17 protein-coding genes, 1 tRNA gene and 2 pseudogenes are annotated in these 18,437 nt (G+C 47.1%); 11 read left to right on the top strand and 9 right to left on the bottom strand.

Features of this window, described 5'->3' with window-relative positions:
• Nucleotides 1-29: 29 nt before the first annotated feature.
• On the top strand, nucleotides 30-1,451 hold the full coding sequence (selA, locus tag L5M29_RS18410) for an L-seryl-tRNA(Sec) selenium transferase (protein WP_263169407.1): 1,422 nt from the start codon (nucleotides 30-32) through the stop codon (nucleotides 1,449-1,451).
• Nucleotides 1,448-3,295, top strand: a pseudogene (gene selB, locus L5M29_RS23815) (selenocysteine-specific translation elongation factor); the annotation flags it as partial. The gene selA and the pseudogene selB, both read left to right, overlap by 4 nt.
• Before the next feature lie 69 nt (nucleotides 3,296-3,364).
• On the opposite strand, the gene L5M29_RS18405 reads toward selB, so the two are convergent.
• A tRNA-Sec gene (locus tag L5M29_RS18405) sits at nucleotides 3,365-3,459 on the bottom strand.
• A 141-nt stretch (nucleotides 3,460-3,600) separates the two neighbouring features.
• On the opposite strand from L5M29_RS18405, the gene fdhD reads away from it, so the two are divergent.
• The 3 genes from fdhD (at nucleotide 3,601) to yedF (ending at nucleotide 5,995) form a co-directional block, all read left to right on the top strand.
• Nucleotides 3,601-4,437 carry a formate dehydrogenase accessory sulfurtransferase FdhD gene (gene fdhD / locus L5M29_RS18400; protein WP_113941247.1) on the top strand — a complete coding sequence of 279 codons (837 nt, stop codon included), beginning with the start codon at nucleotides 3,601-3,603 and terminating at the stop codon, nucleotides 4,435-4,437.
• Between the two features lie 110 nt (nucleotides 4,438-4,547).
• Complete coding sequence (gene yedE / locus L5M29_RS18395; RefSeq protein ID WP_107946195.1) at nucleotides 4,548-5,762, top strand: selenium metabolism membrane protein YedE/FdhT; 1,215 nt, start codon at nucleotides 4,548-4,550, stop codon at nucleotides 5,760-5,762.
• Nucleotides 5,762-5,995 carry a sulfurtransferase-like selenium metabolism protein YedF gene (gene yedF / locus L5M29_RS18390; protein ID WP_263169343.1) on the top strand — a complete coding sequence of 78 codons (234 nt, stop codon included), beginning with the start codon at nucleotides 5,762-5,764 and terminating at the stop codon, nucleotides 5,993-5,995. The genes yedE and yedF overlap by 1 nt, the downstream gene beginning before the upstream one ends.
• Nucleotides 5,996-6,123: 128 nt before the next feature.
• Here the strand turns inward: yedF and L5M29_RS18385 are convergent, their stop codons facing one another.
• Entirely contained in the window at nucleotides 6,124-7,452 is a 1,329-nt protein-coding gene (locus L5M29_RS18385; protein WP_113941250.1) for a M48 family metallopeptidase, read from the bottom strand.
• Nucleotides 7,453-7,903: 451 nt separating this feature from the next.
• Here L5M29_RS18385 and L5M29_RS18380 point away from each other — a divergent pair, with 451 nt between their 5' ends.
• Together L5M29_RS18380 and L5M29_RS18375 are read left to right on the top strand one after the other, a co-directional pair.
• Complete coding sequence (locus L5M29_RS18380; RefSeq protein WP_263169341.1) at nucleotides 7,904-8,542, top strand: MliC family protein; 639 nt, start codon at nucleotides 7,904-7,906, stop codon at nucleotides 8,540-8,542.
• 18 nt (nucleotides 8,543-8,560) lie between these two features.
• Entirely contained in the window at nucleotides 8,561-8,992 is a 432-nt protein-coding gene (locus tag L5M29_RS18375; protein ID WP_263169339.1) for a VOC family protein, read from the top strand.
• On the opposite strand, the gene L5M29_RS18370 is transcribed toward L5M29_RS18375, so the two are convergent.
• Entirely contained in the window at nucleotides 8,989-9,984 is a 996-nt protein-coding gene (locus L5M29_RS18370) for a DUF481 domain-containing protein (protein ID WP_263169336.1), read from the bottom strand. The two genes, L5M29_RS18375 and L5M29_RS18370, sit on opposite strands and share 4 nt — an antisense overlap.
• A 138-nt stretch (nucleotides 9,985-10,122) precedes the next feature.
• Nucleotides 10,123-10,752, bottom strand: a complete 630-nt coding sequence (locus L5M29_RS18365) for a DUF3157 family protein (protein ID WP_263169334.1) — start codon at nucleotides 10,750-10,752, stop codon at nucleotides 10,123-10,125.
• Between the two features lie 212 nt (nucleotides 10,753-10,964).
• On the opposite strand from L5M29_RS18365, the gene L5M29_RS18360 reads away from it, so the two are divergent.
• Nucleotides 10,965-11,357 carry a DUF1090 domain-containing protein gene (locus L5M29_RS18360; protein ID WP_105250960.1) on the top strand — a complete coding sequence of 131 codons (393 nt, stop codon included), beginning with the start codon at nucleotides 10,965-10,967 and terminating at the stop codon, nucleotides 11,355-11,357.
• 26 nt (nucleotides 11,358-11,383) lie between these two features.
• Here L5M29_RS18360 and L5M29_RS18355 read toward each other — a convergent pair whose 3' ends face one another.
• The gene (locus L5M29_RS18355; RefSeq protein ID WP_105250961.1) at nucleotides 11,384-11,962 is read right to left on the bottom strand and encodes a hypothetical protein; all 579 of its coding nucleotides are present in this window, start codon (nucleotides 11,960-11,962) and stop codon (nucleotides 11,384-11,386) included.
• Nucleotides 11,963-12,170: 208 nt separating this feature from the next.
• On the opposite strand from L5M29_RS18355, the gene L5M29_RS18350 reads away from it, so the two are divergent.
• Nucleotides 12,171-13,439: a mechanosensitive ion channel family protein gene (locus tag L5M29_RS18350; protein WP_131525677.1), complete on the top strand. Its 1,269-nt coding sequence runs from the start codon at nucleotides 12,171-12,173 to the stop codon at nucleotides 13,437-13,439.
• Here the strand turns inward: L5M29_RS18350 and L5M29_RS18345 are convergent.
• Both L5M29_RS18345 and L5M29_RS18340 read right to left on the bottom strand, forming a co-directional pair.
• A complete protein-coding gene (locus L5M29_RS18345) occupies nucleotides 13,436-14,059 on the bottom strand; it encodes a LysE family translocator (protein ID WP_263169332.1) in 624 nt (207 codons plus the stop codon). The two genes, L5M29_RS18350 and L5M29_RS18345, sit on opposite strands and share 4 nt — an antisense overlap.
• Before the next feature lie 26 nt (nucleotides 14,060-14,085).
• Nucleotides 14,086-14,649 carry a lysophospholipid acyltransferase family protein gene (locus tag L5M29_RS18340; RefSeq protein WP_113941259.1) on the bottom strand — a complete coding sequence of 188 codons (564 nt, stop codon included), beginning with the start codon at nucleotides 14,647-14,649 and terminating at the stop codon, nucleotides 14,086-14,088.
• Nucleotides 14,650-14,782: 133 nt separating this feature from the next.
• Here L5M29_RS18340 and L5M29_RS18335 point away from each other — a divergent pair, with 133 nt between their 5' ends.
• Nucleotides 14,783-15,235, top strand: a complete 453-nt coding sequence (locus L5M29_RS18335; RefSeq protein WP_263169328.1) for a YybH family protein — start codon at nucleotides 14,783-14,785, stop codon at nucleotides 15,233-15,235.
• 39 nt (nucleotides 15,236-15,274) lie between these two features.
• Here the strand turns inward: L5M29_RS18335 and L5M29_RS18330 are convergent, their stop codons facing one another.
• On the bottom strand, nucleotides 15,275-16,078 hold the full coding sequence (locus L5M29_RS18330) for an NRDE family protein (protein WP_113941261.1): 804 nt from the start codon (nucleotides 16,076-16,078) through the stop codon (nucleotides 15,275-15,277).
• 61 nt (nucleotides 16,079-16,139) lie between these two features.
• A complete protein-coding gene (locus L5M29_RS18325; RefSeq protein ID WP_263169406.1) occupies nucleotides 16,140-17,792 on the bottom strand; it encodes a metal transporter in 1,653 nt (550 codons plus the stop codon).
• 491 nt (nucleotides 17,793-18,283) lie between these two features.
• On the opposite strand from L5M29_RS18325, the pseudogene L5M29_RS18320 reads away from it, so the two are divergent.
• Nucleotides 18,284-18,437 (top strand): annotated as a pseudogene (locus L5M29_RS18320) (IS110 family transposase); the annotation flags it as partial.

Raw genomic sequence — 18,437 nt, 5'->3', positions numbered from 1 at the left:
ATGGCAATAATATAAACAAAATGACACAGATGATGACCCAAGCACCTGAAACACTACAAGTTCTGTACCGAGCTTTGCCTTCAATGGATAGCCTACTTGCAGAGCCTAGTTTTGTGGTATTGCAGCAGTCCTACGGCAAAGCGGCAGTAAAGGCCGCACTGGATACCCAGTTAAAGGCGGCGCGCAGCTTAATCGGCCGCGAGCACCGTTTGCCGACATGGTGTGGCGATCTTGCGCAATTGCACAGATGTTTGGTTGATCAACTGTCTAATGATTACAGCCACAGCTTAAAACCTGTGTGGAATCTCACTGGCACCATATTGCATACCAACCTTGGCCGAGCGCAGCAGTCAGAAGCGGCAATTCGAGCTGTCACTTCTGTTATGCGCTACCCCACACCGCTGGAGTTTGAGCTTGCGGCTGGTGAACGTGGTCACAGGGATAATGCAATCAGTGCTTTAATCCAGCGCTTAACGGGTGCCGAGGCTTGTTGTGTCGTGAATAACAATGCCGCAGCTGTGTTGTTGATGTTGTCAGCGGTGGCTGCGGGGAAAGAAGTCATCGTCTCCCGTGGTGAGTTGGTGGAAATTGGCGGCGCGTTTCGTATCCCTGACATTATGCGCCAAGCGGGCTGCACCTTAGTCGAGGTCGGCAGCACCAATCGGACTCACCTTAAGGATTATGAGCAGGCCATTACTGAAAATACCGCTGCGATAATGAAGGTCCACACCAGTAATTATCATATCAGTGGTTTTACTGCCGCAGTGGAGGAGGCAAGGCTGGGTCAGTTATGCCGTGAGCGTGGCATATCACTCATTTCGGATCTTGGCAGCGGTTCACTGACTGATCTGCGCCGCTTTGGTCTAAAGCAAGAACCTACGCCCCAAGCCATGCTAGCCGATGGGGTCGATTTAGTGAGTTTTTCCGGCGACAAACTATTGGGTGGCCCTCAGTCTGGTTTGATCGTTGGCAAACAGTCGCTGATTAAGCAGTTACAGAGTCATCCACTAAAGCGCGCCCTGCGTTGCGATAAGCTGATCTTGGCGGCGTTAGAAGCGACATTGATCCACTATCTTAACCCTGAAACCTTAGACATTGAGCTGCCTATTATGGCGAAATTTGCCCGTAGCCAAGAGGCGTTATGGCAGATTGGTCGTCGCTTACAGCAAGCTTTGGTTCCACATTTTGAACCTTGTTATCGCATTGAGTTAGTCGAGTGCCAAACACAGGTCGGCAGTGGCTCGCAGCCAGATACTTTTTTACCCTCAGTGGCGCTGTGTTTTACCGCACTCAATGGCGGCAGTTTAAGCCTATTAGAGCAACATTTTAAGCAGGCGGCACGGCCTATCATAGGTCGCATGAGTCAGGACCAACTCAGATTAGATCTGCGCGGTCTTGATAGTGAAGCCGAACTCCTCGCCGAGTTGAGCACTTTAGGTGTGCAGTTGTGATCATTGTTACTGCGGGTCATGTCGATCATGGCAAGAGTACGCTTATTCGCGCTTTGACGGGGATGAATACCGATCGTCTGCCGGAGGAAAAACGCCGTGGTATGACGATCGATCTTGGCTATGCGTTTATGCCACTTCGAGATGGTTCGCGGCTTGCTTTTATTGATGTGCCCGGCCACGAAAAATTTATCAACAACATGCTGGTGGGCGTGAGTCATGCTCGACACGCCCTGTTGGTGATGGCCTGTGACGATGGCGTAATGCCGCAAACCCGTGAGCATCTGCAAATTCTTGCGCTCTTACCTTTGCACAGTTTGACCTTAGTGCTAACTAAGCGGGATTTAGTTGATAGTGGCACGGCGGCACAGCTTGTCGCCGATGGACTCACTTTGCTCGCCGAGTATGGCATTGAAGCCAGTGGTGTTTTTGAAGTGTCGGCGAATGGCACCGCCGACTTAACATCTCATGGCGTGGCGGCGCTGAAGGCGCATATTCTTGATTTAGGTGAGCAAGAGTCAAAGCGGGCGGAGGATGCCAGCAGCTTTAGGATGACGCTCGATCGCGCTTTTAGTGTGAAAGGTGCGGGTTGTGTCGTGACGGGCACAGTGATCAGCGGCAGCGTATGCGTGGGGGATAGTCTTTTTAGCTCAGGGCAAAAGGCCAAACTCAGAGTGCGAGGCATACATTGTCAGGGACAAGAAGCCCAAAGGGCTGTCACGGGGACACGCGTAGCACTCAATTTAACCGGCGTTGATAACCATAGGGAGCCAGAGCGTGGCGATTGGCTGAGCAGCTTGCCTCAAGCCGAGCTCTGTAGTCGCCCAGTAGTGCACATTCGAGCCTTCGATTTTTTAGGCTGTGAGTCATTGGTGCATTGGCAAAATGTCCACTGTCACCATGGCGCCGATCATACTTTAGGTCGAGTTTCCCTGTTAAATGAAGCTGATGCAGAAGGTTGTTATCTAGCAGAGTTGGTACTCGAAAAGCCGCTACTTTTATGCCAAGACGATCCCATCGTCCTGCGACACATTGGCGGCAAACAGACTTTAGGTGCAGGGCGAGTGTTGGCACTTAAAGTACCCAATCGTAAGAAGCGCACGCCTGAACGAGTTGCGAGGTTACAGCAATTAGCGCGCTTGGATAATCCTGCCCATGTGGTGGCTTTACTCGGTCAAACTCAGGCACTAGAACTTGCTGAAATTGCGTGGCGTTGGCAATTAACCGACGAAGGGCTCGCTATGCTGTTAGCCCAAGCGGGTTTAGTCCGTTTTGGGGCATTTGCTATAGCGACAAGTTTACTTGAGCAAGAAAAACAACAGTTTATTACTTTACTTCACGAGTTCCATCAACAGCATCCTGACCAACTTGGGCTGGGACGTAATCGCCTGCAACGCATGAGCCATAGCGCTTTGCCGCCCGAATTAGCCAATAAAGTGCTCGACACGCTTTGCCAAGAAGGTCGCATGGTACTGCGTGGTGCCTTGTTGCAGCTCGCTGAACACAAAATAGTACTAGACGCTGAGGCTCAGCATTGTTGGCAGGCGCTTGCACCTTGGCTTGCCGAGCAAACCGCTCCTGTATGGGTCACCGAAATGGGCGAATACCTTGCGCTAGAACCTGCCAAATTAAGGTTGTTGTGTTTTCAGCTGGTGCAGCAGGGGTTTATTACTGCTGTGGTGAAGGACAGGTATTTGCTCAGTGAACAAATCTGTTACTACGCCAGTTTAGTGCGTGCTCATATTACAGAACACGGCAAGCTCGAAACGGCAGAATTTAAAGACATGGTTGGGCTTGGACGTAAGGTGAGTATTCAACTGCTTGAGTTCTTTGACAGAAGTGGTTTTACCCGTAGGAAGTATCGCAGTAATAGCCGAGAAGTTCGGGATGCGGAGTTGTTTTTTTCCCATGAGAATTGGCGGAAGAACATAGGAGTCGAACCTACCCAGGACTGCTGGCAGCCCTACCCGGATTTGAAATCCGGACGCCTCACCGGAGACGACGTTCTTCCAATAGAAGACTTAGGGATAGTAGAAAATGCGTAAAGATGATTCAAGGCGATTCTTATTTAGTTTATGGGTTTGTGATACAAGTCTTAAATTGTCATCAAACTAATTGTTTTTATTTGGTTTTATAGTTTTAAAGGGGCGCTATGGAATATCATTCACATGAAGTGGTGACAGAAAGAAACGTGATCTTGTTAGAACATGGGCACGCATCTGAGCTGACTGACTACTTAGCTAATGAAGTGCGGGTCGCACTGGTCTATAACGGCATAGCGCATACCGTGATGTTGGCGAGCCCTCAAGATTTAGAAGCCTTCGCTATTGGTTTTACGTTATCTGAACGTATCGTTTCCCATATCAATGATATCAAAGGGGTGGAGCTCGAGTTCACCAGTGAAGGCGTGTTGATCCAAGTGGAAATCAACCAACGATGCTTTATGGAACTCAAGCAACAAAGGCGCAATATGGCGGGGCGCACAGGTTGTGGATTGTGCGGTGTTGCCCAGCTCGAAGAGGCCGTCAAGCCTGTGATGCGGGTGGACTCAGATGCCAGATTCGATATCGAACACTTACAGGTTGCACTTGGGCAAATTCAAGATAATCAACAACATTTTAAGCTGACGGGCGCCACTCATGCGGCCATGGGGCTTAACCATCAAGGACAGATCATTGCCGCCTATGAGGATATAGGCAGGCATATCGCACTAGACAAGCTAATTGGCGCCTTTTCCGCTCACAATGTGGAACGTCCAGTGGCCGTATTGCTCACCAGTCGCGCGAGTTTTGAGATGGTGCAAAAGGCCGCTAGTGCCAATATCCAAATTCTGTTTGCTATGTCCGCCGTGACTTCACTGGCGTTGGAATTAGCAGAGAAAAGCAATATCACGCTTATCGGATTTTGCCGTAATGGCAGGGCAACGCTTTACACCCACGGTTATCGCCTGTTGGGGCAGCAGTGTGTCAGCTTAGCTAAAGCCATTTAAGCGTGAGGCCACTTGAGATTGAAGTTGTCGAACGACTTCAATCACTCTGGCACACAGGTTATAAGCGCATTGCGCTTATTTTTTATAGTCTCGTTCATTAGGGTAATGACATGACATGGCAACAATTTAAACAAGAATATTTAGTCCGTTTTTGGGCACCTATGCCAGCGGTTATCGCTGCGGGTATCCTTTCTACTTACTATTTTGGTTTGACCGGAACTTTCTGGGCTGTTACTGGGGAATTCACTCGTTGGGGTGGTCATTTACTGCAGTTTTTAGGTGCAGAGCCTGAAACCTGGGGTTATTTTAAAGTGATAGGTCTGCAGGGCTCTCCTCTAGATCGTATCGACGGCATGATGATTATCGGTATGTTTGGTGGTTGTATTGCCGCTGCGCTTTGGGCCAATAACGTCAAACTGCGTATGCCACAGAGCCGTATCCGTATTGCTCAGGCACTGATCGGCGGCATTATTGCTGGCTTTGGTGCCCGTTTAGCTATGGGTTGTAACCTTGCCGCCTTCTTCACGGGTATTCCTCAGTTCTCTTTACATGCTTGGTTCTTTGCTTTGGCGACTGCGGCAGGCTCTTACTTTGGTGCAAGATTTACCTTACTGCCGATGTTCCGTATTCCGATAAAACTGAAAAAGGTAAATAAAGCGACTTCAATCAAGCAGGACGAAAACCAAGCTAGACGTCGTTTCCGTATCGGTATGCTGGTGTTTGTAGGCATCGTCGGTTGGGGGTTATTGACTATGTTCAATGCGCCTAAACTAGGCATTGCTATGCTCTGTGGTGTTGGTTTTGGTTTATTAATCGAACGGGCGCAAATCTGCTTTACCTCAGCGTTCCGCGATATGTGGATCACTGGTCGTACTCACATGGCGAAGGCGATTATCTTAGGCATGGCGGTCAGTGCGATAGGCATTTACAGCTATGTGCAACTGGGTGTGCCACCTAAGATCATGTGGGCTGGCCCTAATGCGGTGATCGGCGGCTTACTGTTTGGTTTTGGTATTGTACTGGCTGGTGGTTGTGAAACGGGTTGGATGTATCGTGCAGTCGAAGGCCAAGTGCATTTCTGGTGGGTGGGCTTAGGTAACGTGTTGGGTTCAACCTTACTGGCGTATTACTGGGATGATATCGCTCAGCCATTAGCAACGAACTGGGACAAAGTTAATTTACTGACCAGCTTTGGCGATAAAGGCGGATTATTGCTGACCTATGTGCTGCTGGGGCTCTCCTTTGGCGCTATGTTGCTGTGGGAAAAACGTTTCTTTGCTCGTAAGGCGAAGCGTGATGAACAATTGCTAGCGGAGGCGGCGTAATGGCTCAATATATTCCAGATTATCAACTCGATATGGTGGGTGAACCTTGCCCTTATCCCGCAGTGGCTACCCTTGAGGCTATGCCAAAGTTAAAGCCCGGTGAAATTCTCGAGGTGATTAGTGACTGCCCGCAGTCTATTAACAACATTCCCCTCGACGCTAGAAATCATGGTTATAAAGTGCTGGAAATTGAGCAGAATGGTCCGACTATTCGTTATCTTATCCAGCGTTAATCACTGACCTTCGCGATTATGAAAACAAAAAAGCACAAACTTATGTTTGTGCTTTTTACTATTTCCTCAGGAAATACAATTAGCTTCCTCAGTAAAAGTTTCTTTCAGCTAATTGGGCAAATTCAGGATTAGCCTTGGCAATCTACTGGCAGATATTCATCCGGAATACCGTTGCTGCTGCAAACCCAAGTGATATTATTTTGCTCATCAACTTGAGGCGATAGATAGACTTCATAGCCTTGATAATCCCCGAGTGCTTCGCTTCCTATAAAACCGACTATGCCATCTGTGTACAGATTAAATGTCGCAATCTGCTCGTCCGTGAGTCCAAGCACATCCAATTCGGTTGGCCAAGCTTTGTTGGTTTGATAGTAACCGACTAAGATGTCAGTGATCGGTGCCAGTGCTTGATGTTGCTGGTCGATACTGGCAATGGCCAGTGCCGCATCGGGTACATTCAATGCTGCTGGTGTGGCTTCGGTCGTGGTTGGCGCCTCATAACTCGTGGCGGCACCCATTTTCTCTTGATAGTCCTTATACGCTGGCAACGCGACTGCTGCAGCAATACCAATAATCGCAGCGAAGATTATCAATCCACCGCCTGCTGTGCCTAAACGTGGCATAAAGAAGCTGAGTACATAGGCCCATGCACTGCGTGATGGCGGTGCATATTCCACTCCTTGTGCTTTGGCTTGGACTCTCGCCATGCGCTTGGTCAACCAAGGATAGCTGCCATTAAGCTCGTGCAGCGACATCCAAAAACCACTCGACTCACTGGCTTGGCGGATATATTGATCCACATTCATACGTTTCCATTGCTCGACACCAGCGGCTAACACAGCAACGGCATTTGTGGCTGAACGTAAGCTGTTGCAGCAACGTAATCCGTGGAGATCGCAGGTATATTCACAGGCGCGAGAATAAGCCGCACCCACTAAAGGTAACCAAGTGGCGAAGACTAAGAAGGGCGCTTTACCTATATGATTGCGGCGAATATGGCCTAACTCGTGGCCGATATAGAAGTTGAGCGCATCTTTATCTGACTCAAGCGCATCCACAATCGATGAAAATAGCACTATATAGTTGCGACCGAGGAAGCGTGTCGCCAGTGCGTTTAACATGCCATCAGCTGCCAATAAGTAAGCGCGTGGTGGCTCGCGCATTTCTAAACGTTCGCAACACGCTAAATATTGTTTATGTAATTCAGGAAATTGCTCTGCATTGATTTCGACAGCCGTGCCTTTTAAGTAGCTGATAAAGGCGGAGTGGCTAAAGAGATAAATAATGAAAAACATCAACACATAGAGCAGCGCCATGCCAAAAGTGCCTATGATCAATGCCGCCCAGACGATCCCAGAAATAATAGCTAACAGAGTGAACAGCGATTTTTCCTTCGAATAGACAATATCTGTCATTTGAATGGGATTCTCGTTCCCTGCGGTAATAACTTGTTCCATGTTGATCCTTTTCCTTGTGAAGAGACAAACGGCGTGAAAGTAGTCAATTTTACTCGAAAATTCAACCACTATCGCGTGCAAAGCAAAAAATTAACCGTTTTGTCATTAGTTTAATCAGCTATGCGCAAATTGGAGTAGGTCGATTTCATCAGCATTTTGTGGTTTTTTAGCGCCAGAGAGTCCAATTATGCAGGCGGACACAGGTTGGTAAGTGGCTCTTAGTCTCTGGGCATTTTCCTCGCAGCGCACTAGAATTAGGTGTTTTCGCAGTATATCGGCTGAGGGTTAAGTCTTAAGTTAGAACCGAGATAAAAGTAAATCACATCACTATGAGTGCACTTTAAGGCATGGTTCTTCAAGGCATAGTGCTTTGAGTCAGGCTCGGTTAAGCCTATATAGGGTTAGCTATGGCAAGCGTTGAAACAAACCACAGAAATACAAAGGAATTGAGATGGCTAAGTTAACAAATAAGATGATAAGTAATCGACTGGGTTTCAAATGGTATTGTGCCGCAGGCATGATGGTTAGCGCGTTAAGTGCGGGAGTAATGGCGGCTAACGCACCTTCTTTTGACTGCACGAAAGTGAATGCTGGCAGTATTGAAGACATGGTCTGTAAGGATGCAGGGCTGAACCAACTTGATAATCAGTTAGCTAAGGTTTATAGCCAAGCGCTTGAAAAAGCGAAGAATGAACAACCTCCTACTTTAAAGGCGATGCAACGTGGCTGGGTGAAAGGCCGTAATGAATGCTGGAAGAGCGACGATAAGCACGCGTGTATTGAATCTAGCTATCAAACCCGCATTGCCGAACTGCAGGCACAATATCGTTTAGTCGACATGACCGGCCCAGTGTTTTATGCCTGTGACGGCAATCCAGCTAACGAAGTAGTGGTGACTTATTTTAAAACCGAACCTGCCACCCTGATTGCTGAACATGGTGATAGTACTTCATTAATGTTTGTGCAACCCAGCGGCAGCGGCGCTAAGTATCAAGGCCGCAATGAAAGCCTATGGGAACATCAAGGCGAAGCGAAAGTGGTTTGGGGCTACGAAGCACCAGAAATGACCTGTAAACTGGTGACTAAATAGGATTGATTTAAGGTCGCCATGAAACAAGCTCTCGTGCATATCGCCTTGGTCGTAAGAGATTACGACGAGGCGATTGATTTTTATGTGAATAAATTAAAATTCGAATTAGTCGAAGACACTTATCAAGCCGAACAAGATAAGCGCTGGGTCGTTGTTGCCCCACCGGGTTCTAAGGGCGCTTCTATCTTGTTAGCGCGGGCGTCTAAACCTGAACAGTTCAATTTTATCGGTAATCAGGCGGGTGGTCGGGTGTTTTTATTTTTAAATACCGATGACTTTTGGCGTGATTATCGCCGCATGGTCGCCGATGGCGTGGAGTTTGCGCGCGAGCCGCAAGAACAAGACTATGGCACAGTCGCTGTGTTTAAAGATCTTTACGGTAACTTATGGGATTTACTGCAATTGAATGATGAACATCCTATGGCTCACAGGTTAGCGTATCAGGATTAGAAGTTAACCCCTAATCCTAAGGTGTAGCTGGTATCTCTCGTATTGCCTATCACAGTTTTAGTGTCATTGAAGTCATATTTAAATGACAAATAAATCCGCTGAGTTAGCAGATATTTAAGTCCTACTGTCGAGTTTGAGATGTAATCAATCGAAGGCATATCTGGGAAGGCAATTTGCAGATCGGCATAGGACTCTAAAATGCCACCAAACCAATATTGTTTATAGTTAAGTGAGGCCGCCCAAGCATTTAGTTCTTGTTTAAAGGACTGTTGTTCAAGCCAAAAATGGTTGTAGGTTACGACGAAGTCTAATTTATCGCGCCCAGCACCCCAAAAGCGATAACCAGGACCGAGCGCTGCATAATAGCTATGGCTATCGATGCCGAGTTTATCTTCTTCATAAAAATCTTCCTGACGTAACAGCCAATGCTCATTGAGTAGATAGTCTAATGAATAATGTCCTTCGAGGGTGTTGCGCTTAGTCACGTCATCTTCGGTTTCGTAGCGCACTTCGGTCTTGAGATTATGTCGCCATTGCAAGGTTTCCGCTGTGATATCGCCTTTGATATGTAGCTTCTGACTATTTTTCTTGTTTTTGGTGACATCAAGTGTGGTTTCTACACTACCGTTAAAATTCCAATCTGAGTTTGCATAGTGCTGCGAGAATCTCAACTCACTCACGGGAGTGTGCTGGTTATTAATTAATACCATGCCATGTTCATTAGAGGCTTGAATTCTTATGTCCTGTATGGAACGACTGACACTCCAAGGTCTAGTATCTGTGACTTCGAGGCTGAGAATGGCACTGCGTTGAATGGTAATTTTAGGGGTATAACTGGTGTTGATGATGAGATTTTGATCGTTAAACTCTTTAATTTCACCGCTAATTTTATCGCCATTGAGCAAAAAAACTGTGTCGGCATAACACAAGGGGCTGACACTACAGAGCGTAGCAACAAGGTACAATGCTGGATTGGATATCAGATTATGCATCTTGCTTGTGGGCTCAAAATAAGGGGAGAGTAAGTGTTGTCATTCTACTCGAACACAGGCTCTACAAAGCAATAACATTTGATAAAAGTGTTGATAAGGGATTGAAAACGGGTTCGCAATCCCTTACTTCTTGGCCAGTTAGCGTGAGTTAATTTCGGTTATTTTGAGGTTAATGAGCTGCTTCTGCCATTGGGATTTATCTATGCCTTCGACCCAAATGACGCTGCTTTTACGCTGTTCGCCTTTGCGTAGATAGGTCTCAGGCATGCGGAAAATGGCTTCCCACACTTCGAGTTTTTCGGTTTTGAGCAAAGTACCATTATCGGCGAAGAAGCTAGCTTCAACTTCAACTAAGGTAACGTGTTCATTGCTGGTGCTGGCGAGATCGAAGCTGAGTCCGAGTTTGTCGCCTTTCCATTGACCTTCAGCAAAGCTGACTTTGATCCCATCTTTTGCCGTTGAGCCTAATAGCTCAGGTTGGGTAATCGCAGTGGCGGTCAATGTGGTGACTGGCGCAGCAACAGTTTGAGTGGTAACTGCGGCACTTGGGACACTGGCAACATTGCTCGATGCACTTGCTACGGCTGCAGTGGCTAAGGCATTGGGCGCGGCTTTGGTTTCAGTGATCACGTATTCCCAGGTAAAGTCGTCTTTGAGTCTGACTTGGGCGCCATTTTCTAGGGTGATATTGGCTACGTCGGCCGCCATAACCGATGATGTTAGCAATAACAATGAGCTAAGTGCGCTAAGGCGTAATGAAGTGTGCATTAATTTTCTGGCTCCGATATCCGTCTGAGTCAATATTCTGCCCTAACATAAACAATTTGCCGCATGTTAGTCACTGTCTAAGTCGTGTTTTGATGAATAAAGTGGATTTAAAGGCGAGATTTTAACGCTAGTACAGATTGAGCTAGCTGACTGTGGCACTATTAGGGGGACATGAGCGGTATGCTCAATGAATAAAGTAACAGGAGATTAAGATGCAGATGAAACATGGAATTTATGGCTTAGTGATTGGATTGGCATTTAGCACAGTCACTTTGGCTGCTGAAGCACCGAAAGTGGGTTGCGCGGCGAAATTAGATGCCATTAGTGCCGAACTTGCCCAAGCAAAAGCGGCAGGTAATAAGCATAAAGTCGCGGGACTTGAAAAGGCCTATGACGAAGTTTCAACCCATTGCGACGATGATAGCTTATACGCCGAGCGAGTCGCTAAAGTTGAGGCCTTAGAGGAAAAACTCACCGAGCGCCAAAACGAATTGGCCAAAGCCATAGAAGAAGGTCGTTCTATGGATAAAATCAACAAGAAACGCAATAAAGTCGCCGAAGTCGAGGCTGATCTTGCTAAGGCGCGAGCCGAGCTAACGCAATAAATAGCTCAAGCCCAATCGCTAGGAGCTTAGCCCGCGTAACCTATGCTTAAAATAGTGGATTCTGTGCTGGAGTTATAACCGGCACTCAGTATGAAGTGCTCAGTGATTCGATATCTTAGCCCAGCTTCTGCGCCCCAACGGGTTGTTTTATCTTCTTCCCATGTGGGTTTGCCATCGACAATTTTGGGTGAAATGTTATTCGTGTAAGACACTGTGCTGATATAGCCACTGCCGCCGGCATAAAAGCTTAAATCTGCCGTTAAGCTGTAGCTTAAGCCTAAGCGGAAGAGGCTTTCTTGGCGATAGGATTCCGCGGGTTCTGGCACGATAATATCGGTTTCACGACTGCGGGCATAGCCTAGGTAATAACCCCATTGTTGGTAATTATTATCGAAATGATAGGGGGCGATTGTAATGCCATAGAGATTATCTGTGGCGGGAATATAATCGAGCATGAGAGCGATATAAGGTGCATTGGCAGTTTCGTCTGATTTATCTGGCCTAACTAATTGCTTAGAAGTGCTATATTCGGCCGCTTGAAGCGGTTGGCATAGGCTCAGGAGTCCAATGCTAAGACAGGCTAGCGTATATGAATGACGACACATGGGATGGTTTCCTTAGGGATAGGGGAAATATTGTTCATTTTCCTGTGTGCGGGGTCAATTCAAAATGCTAAAATCTCTTTTAAAATAAGTGTTTGTAAATATTTGTGTTTTGATTTGAGTGTTTTCTAGGGTGACATTTAACCGAGGTCAACTCGGCAGTTACCTTCGTATGGGTTTGTTGCGCTAGCGCCTACGTTGGAGTGAAATTGTGGATCAGGAAATAAGGCTCGAAATTTCGGCATGGTTAGCGGGCTTTGGGATTGATAGCCAACCCTCTGATGGAATATCGACCACAGTTATGGTCATTGCTTGCTTACTGTTAGCGAGCATCGCTTATTTTATTGTCCGACGCGTGGTGATTCGTGCGGTGAATATGGTAATCCTGCGCTCTAAGGCGACGTGGGACGATGTATTCATGCGTTATAAGGTACTTGAAAAGCTGGCCATGCTTGTGCCCGCTATCGTACTTAATCTATTGGTGCCAATCGCGCTGACTGAGCATCCACTGCTAAGCGGGCTAGTCGACCGATTACTGAGTATTTGGTTAGTGGTGCTGATTATCCGCGCTATGTATGCAGGTATGGATGCGGTTGATGAAATTTCAGATGTGAATCTGGTGAGTCGGCGCTTGCCTGTTAAGAGTTTCGTACAGTTAACTAAGCTATTTTTATTCTTTGTTGGGATTATCGTTTCTATCTCAATCTTGGCCGATCAATCACCTGTGTACTTCCTCAGCGGCTTAGGTGTGGCAACGGGTTTTGTGATGTTAGTGTTCCGCGACACTATCTTAGGTTTTGTGGCGGGCATTCAGTTAGCGGCTAACCGTATGGTGAGTAAAGGCGACTGGATCCAGATGGACAAATACGGCGCTGACGGTGCGGTAGAAGAAGTCTCGCTGACCACAGTGAAAGTGCGTAACTGGGACAAAACCATCACTATGATCCCTGCTTATGCCTTAGTGTCGGATGCGTTTCGCAACTGGCGGGGTATGTCTGAGTCGGGCGGTCGCAGGATCAAACGCGCGATCAATATCGATATCAACAGTATAAAGTTTTTGACCGAGGAAGAGCGCGAACGTCTCAGTAAGATCAATTGCTTAAAAGAATATTTCCCCGCAAAAATAAATGAAATTCGTGAGGCGAATGCCAGAGTCTCTGACCTTGATATGAAAGTGAATGGTCGCCATTTGACTAACGTTGGCACCTTCCGCGCTTATCTGCAGGAATACCTACAGCGTCACGATAAGGTGCACAAGGACATGACCCTAATGGTGCGGCAGCTCGCGCCAACCACAGAGGGTCTACCGATCGAGATTTATATCTTCACTAACGACACTCGCTGGGCATTTTATGAAGCGATACAAGCGGATATCTTCGACCATGTTTTTGCAATATTGCCTGAGTTTGGTCTGCAGGCGTTCCAAGCGCCCACCGGCAATGATATTCGCAGCTTAAAATCGGTGAAGGTCGAGGGTTAGTCTCGACTGAGCAGAATCGCGGCTAAGGTAAGAAAAACACCGCCGCTGGTTCTGTCAAACCAATGCAGCTTGTTGCTCGCCTTTAGGCTGGGCGCAAGTACATTGGCCATGCAGGCATAAATCATCACAAAGCTAAAATCCACCACGGCCCAAGTGACTGCAAGAATGGTCAGTTGCGGTAATTGCGGCGCGGCAAGATTGATAAATTGCGGAAACAAGGCGGCAAAAAACAGTAAATCCTTCGGATTACTGATCCCCACTAGAAACGCCTGCTTATAAAGCTGCGCAGGCGTACCTTTGCCCTCTGACGGGCTAACTTCAAGGGCTTGACCTTGGTTTTTCGTCAATAACAGCTTAATACCTAAAAATACTAAATAGGCCGCGCCGCACCATTTGAGCAGGGTAAAACCGTATTCTGAGGCGCTAATAATCGCCCCCAATCCTGCCGCTGACGCCATCATTAAGATTAAAGCGGCGCTAACACTGCCAAGGCCTGTGGCTATGCTACGCATCTTGCCGAAGTGGATCCCATGGGACATAGACAACATAGCGATAGGACCGGGTGAAATCCCAATCAATACAATGGCGAAGAGATAGAGTAACCAAGTTTCGGGTTGCATATTTGCTGCTCTAAATGGAATAAATGTTAATGTTTAGCACTCGCTATAAAATCAGGGATCACCTTGGGATGACGGCCTTTAATGGTGCGATAGAAGCTCAAAATCTCTTGCATGTCGGTCACGATATCGTCACTGGGTTGCAGTGGTGTGCGGATAACGACAGTGCGGCGGCTAAAATCTAAGCCAACGGGTGTAATGGGTACTTGGGCCTTGCTGGCGATATGATAAAAGCCGCACTTCCAGCGCGTCACTGGGCCGCGGGTGCCTTCTGGCGCTAGCGCTAACTTGTAATCGGATTTTGACTCAAACAGCTGCACGGCGGCATCGACTAAGTTGTTGTTCTTGCGCCGATCCACCGGACTGCCGCCAATGGCGCGGAAAAACCAGCCCCAAGGCGGGATAAAGAGTTGGTGTTTGCCGAGAAAGTGAATGCGGATACCTAGGGCGCCACGGGCTAAAATGCCGACAATGAAGTCCCAGTTACTAGTGTGCGGCGCAACTATGATGATGTATTTAGCACAGTCGGGCAGTTGGCCTTCTATCTGCCAGCCTGAAGTTTTAAGTAGCCAACGGCAAAGTGGTGTAAACATAGTTCGGTGCCCAGAGTCGAAAAATTAATAATATCATCAGCTTTTTTAGATTTTAAACTGGCTTAAACAAGATAGTCTGTACTTAATTCGGTATAGTACAGTTTAACCTGATTGATTGCGGGGGAACGATACTATGTTGAAAAATGGACTAGTAAACAAGGTTATCTGGCAGCGTGTTTTTGCGGCACTGTTACTCTTGCTGACTTGTCATGTTAATGCGGTGCCGACGGATGAAATTACGCAGATGCTCAAAGGCCAAGAAGACGCCTGGAATCGCGGCGATCTCGATGCTTATATGCAAGGCTATTGGAAGAGTGATCAACTGCGTTTTGTCTCTAATGGTAAGTTTCGTTTTGGCTGGGAAGAAACTCTCGCTGCCTATAAGAAAAATTATCCAAATAAAGAAGCGCTTGGTGAACTGAAGTTCACTATCAAAGAAATCAAAATGCTCAGTAATTACGCCGCTATGGTTGTTGGGCGCTGGGATTTACGGCGGATAAAAGATGCCCCAACGGGCGTGTTTACTCTGTTGATTGAAAAAATCGACGATCGTTGGGTGATCACTATGGACCACAGTTCAGACTAAACCGTGTCCTTTACACTCAGTACTGCACTGCAGTTCAAATTAGATTTGCGATAATAAACAGTCTGGTTTGGCGGGCGGCTCGGCGGGCAGGGTTAAATGGAAATCTTGCTGTCCAAGCTGTCTACCTTTGCCATCGTATCTCACTTCGGTGAAATGCATACCGCCCTCAGCATCTTCAAGCAGAATGCTGGTGGAGCGGGTGCCATAGTCGGGGTGACGAATATAAATCGCAGCTAAACGCCGTTCCCACTCGATCCCTACTCCCGTATTAGGCAGCTCATTATCTTGCGGCTGGGAATCGTCTTTCATTAGTTGTAACAGTACTTGCACTTCTATACTGCTGGACTGGCTGATTGCCGCTTCTAACGCCTGCTGTCCCTTCGCCATTTTCGGCCAAATATCATCGAGTGCACCATTGCTAATGGCATGAAATCCATCGGCAAGTTTTACTGTGTCTTTATTGATACTGTTAAAACAATATAAGTCTGTACCTTGGCCGAAGATGAGATTGAACGGCTGATAATTGTCGCTATGTTCAACGAGCCAATTAGGGCACACGAGCGATCCTGAGTTGAGCGTCATAGTAATCAGCTCGCCACGACTACGCATGGCTTCAGGGTTCTTTTGCGGAACGCGCAGATTGGTTACGCCAGCGATTTGTCCTTGTTTATTGATACCAAACCAAGTGCCACCGGCCTGCAGATCTTTACCCGCGAGTATGTTTTCTTCCGGCGGCCAAAAATGCGCTGGCGCAGTTGGTCTATGATGAAACTCATCGCGGTTGGCACAGATGATTAAGGGATACTTAGGATGGGCATTAATGGCGACAAAGAGTATGCACATAGCAGGCTAAATTAATCCAAAGGTAGATTAACTTAGCCTGTCTGCTCACAAATGAACAGCGTTAGTGGTGCGAGTGCTTATCCGTTTTTGCGTGTTCATGTACATGTTTATCGGCACTAGGTGTCGCAACAGGTTTCTGCTCGTCTGTGTGCGAAGCGCTAGATTCATGAGTATGTGTATTCTCGTGGGAATGGTTATGGGCGTGACCATGCGCATGAGCTGCAGGTTTGCTGAGCATTAAGCGGCGTAAAAATTTACGTGGGCCTAAGCGCAGTAAGCTGGCAGCAAACAACCCTGAGAGGATCAGTAGTGCAATTAAGTTCACGACTTCAGGCAAGGTAAATAAGGAGAACCAAAGTGGCAAGCGTAATGCTGCGGCTAAACTCAGCGCAATAATACTCAGTAATATCGCCCTTTGCGTCCATGTCATTAACTTAAGCTGAGCTATGTTGAGCACAGGTGCTGCAATCAGCGGCATCATAATCGCGATAGGACTCCAGCCACTATAGGCCAGTGCAAGAGCGAGGACGGCGGCGCCTAAGTTGCAGAAACGCATAGGTAAAAATACAAGCAATAGCACAACAACCTGTAGCAATGGATTGCTTAAGGGTATTGAAGGGTGGCCAATTAAATTCACTAATACTAGGTTGAGTAAAATCCAAGGTGCGCTGCGATCGACTAAATGAGCAAAGCCGAAACGCAGTGAATTGCTGGGTAATTTAGTGTGTGGATCGGTAATGGTGACGTTAGCATGGCTTAAATATGCACTCAGAATAAACACTACAAGCAATTGGAATAACGCTAACCAAGGACCAAGAAGTAGAGCTGTGATCACTAAGGCTTCAGGCCCTGCTAAGCGTTGGAACCAGCGACGGGCTAAACTGCCATCCTGCGGCGTCAAACCTAATTTAAAGCGTAGCGCAGCCGCACCATAGCTTAGCAGCAACACGGGTGCGAGCTTTAATAGCCAAGTCATTAATTGCTCTGTACTGTGATCATGGTGGGCATGTTCGTGGCCGCCTGAATCCATTAATAGCAATATCACGAGTAAACCGATGCCGAGCAAACTACCTATGCCAGCTTGGTATTCATATTTGCCTTGCGTATCACTTTCATGCTGACCATGGGGTTGATGTAGTACCACATGCAGAATTGTGCCAGTAATAAAGGCTTGTAAGTAGACAGTGTCATCGATATTTAAATAAGGAAGTAGTTGCTCACCGGCGAAATAGCCTATGCCTGTAAATAGCATCTGGGCTGCAAAGATCATAAGTGTCCAACGTGTTCCGAGATGGGGTTTTAGTATCCACCATACTGCAAAACCGACGGGTAATTGGTGGAGTATGACACCAAGAGCTAGCAGAATGGAGTTATCGTCTTGCTGCGCCAAAACCATAGCGGTGCCATCGGTGATGGTATGCAGTAATAAGCCACCAATACCCAAGAAAAGCGTAAAATTATGGGTGACTTCTGAATAACGGTGAAATAGGCGTTCGCTGGCGGTAGGCCCCCAGATGCCGAGGAGTACAAAGACGATCGCAAGCATGCCACCATGCTCGAGTAATTCTGGCAAGATGTGGATCAGCACTAATCCGCCTAATGAGACGAATATAAAACCATCGAGCCCCTTTTGTAAGCCACTACTCGATGAGAAGTAGCGATAAAACAGAGGGCCAATTAAGAGTGCGATACAGCTAGCAAGAAGATAGAGCATGGATTCCACGGAAAATTTGCTGAAAAAACGCCATAGTATACCAGCTGTAAAGCAAAGTGAGCAGTGACTTGCAGGCAATTTACTCAACTGACATTTTATACTGTGTTTTGAAGGTGAGAATTTTATTCACTTTGGCCATTCTGCGGAGAAATTTTCAGATCTAACTCGAGAAAAGGTACTATACCCAAGCTACCTGAATATACGAGTTTCAGAGCGCCTAGGGTGCTTCAATTCAAGGCGCATCAATGACAGAATGTCGGCCACCTTTTGAATTGTTGCAACACGGAAGTGGAGCTCCCTAGGCGCTCCGTTCCGGCGGGTTGTAACGTACTTTATGCCGTGTTGGTTATTTTTAACTTAGCCCACTAGGTCCGCAAATAACCGCAATCGCCATGGATGGATAATGGAATGGACCCATCCACTTTAAATCGGCCTCGCAATGGGCCACGATGTAGTCGCTAAAACTCATCAGAAAGAGGACGGGTCCACCTATGAAGATTACTACAATCGGTTTAGATATCGCAAAGTCTGTTTTTCATGCTGTTGGCGTCGATAAAGCGGGCAAGTTAATCAAAAAGAAAATGCTTAGACGCAAAGACTTGCTGCCCTTTGTCGCGAAAATTGAGCCTTGCCTTATCGTTATGG

It is taken from the genome of Shewanella sp. SM95, from assembly GCF_025653595.1.
GTDB classification, from domain to species: domain Bacteria; phylum Pseudomonadota; class Gammaproteobacteria; order Enterobacterales; family Shewanellaceae; genus Shewanella; species Shewanella oncorhynchi.
Note: the sequence above shows the minus strand (reverse complement) of the source record. Positions and strands in the feature narration are given on the sequence as shown.

Bases quoted from the DNA above. Each gene is read 5' to 3' on its own strand.
- yedE (WP_107946195.1), top strand. From the start codon at position 4,548: ATGACATGGCAACAATTTAAACAAGAATATTTAGTCCGTTTTTGGGCA.
- L5M29_RS18385 (WP_113941250.1), bottom strand. From the start codon at position 7,452: ATGGAACAAGTTATTACCGCAGGGAACGAGAATCCCATTCAAATGACA.
- L5M29_RS18375 (WP_263169339.1), top strand. From the start codon at position 8,561: ATGAAACAAGCTCTCGTGCATATCGCCTTGGTCGTAAGAGATTACGAC.
- L5M29_RS18325 (WP_263169406.1), bottom strand. From the start codon at position 17,792: ATGCTCTATCTTCTTGCTAGCTGTATCGCACTCTTAATTGGCCCTCTG.
- L5M29_RS18380 (WP_263169341.1), top strand. From the start codon at position 7,904: ATGGCTAAGTTAACAAATAAGATGATAAGTAATCGACTGGGTTTCAAA.
- L5M29_RS18330 (WP_113941261.1), bottom strand. From the start codon at position 16,078: ATGTGCATACTCTTTGTCGCCATTAATGCCCATCCTAAGTATCCCTTA.
- L5M29_RS18370 (WP_263169336.1), bottom strand. From the start codon at position 9,984: ATGCATAATCTGATATCCAATCCAGCATTGTACCTTGTTGCTACGCTC.
- L5M29_RS18360 (WP_105250960.1), top strand. From the start codon at position 10,965: ATGCAGATGAAACATGGAATTTATGGCTTAGTGATTGGATTGGCATTT.
- L5M29_RS18335 (WP_263169328.1), top strand. From the start codon at position 14,783: ATGTTGAAAAATGGACTAGTAAACAAGGTTATCTGGCAGCGTGTTTTT.
- L5M29_RS18355 (WP_105250961.1), bottom strand. From the start codon at position 11,962: ATGTGTCGTCATTCATATACGCTAGCCTGTCTTAGCATTGGACTCCTG.
- selA (WP_263169407.1), top strand. From the start codon at position 30: ATGATGACCCAAGCACCTGAAACACTACAAGTTCTGTACCGAGCTTTG.
- yedF (WP_263169343.1), top strand. From the start codon at position 5,762: ATGGCTCAATATATTCCAGATTATCAACTCGATATGGTGGGTGAACCT.
- fdhD (WP_113941247.1), top strand. From the start codon at position 3,601: ATGGAATATCATTCACATGAAGTGGTGACAGAAAGAAACGTGATCTTG.
- L5M29_RS18345 (WP_263169332.1), bottom strand. From the start codon at position 14,059: ATGCAACCCGAAACTTGGTTACTCTATCTCTTCGCCATTGTATTGATT.
- L5M29_RS18340 (WP_113941259.1), bottom strand. From the start codon at position 14,649: ATGTTTACACCACTTTGCCGTTGGCTACTTAAAACTTCAGGCTGGCAG.
- L5M29_RS18365 (WP_263169334.1), bottom strand. From the start codon at position 10,752: ATGCACACTTCATTACGCCTTAGCGCACTTAGCTCATTGTTATTGCTA.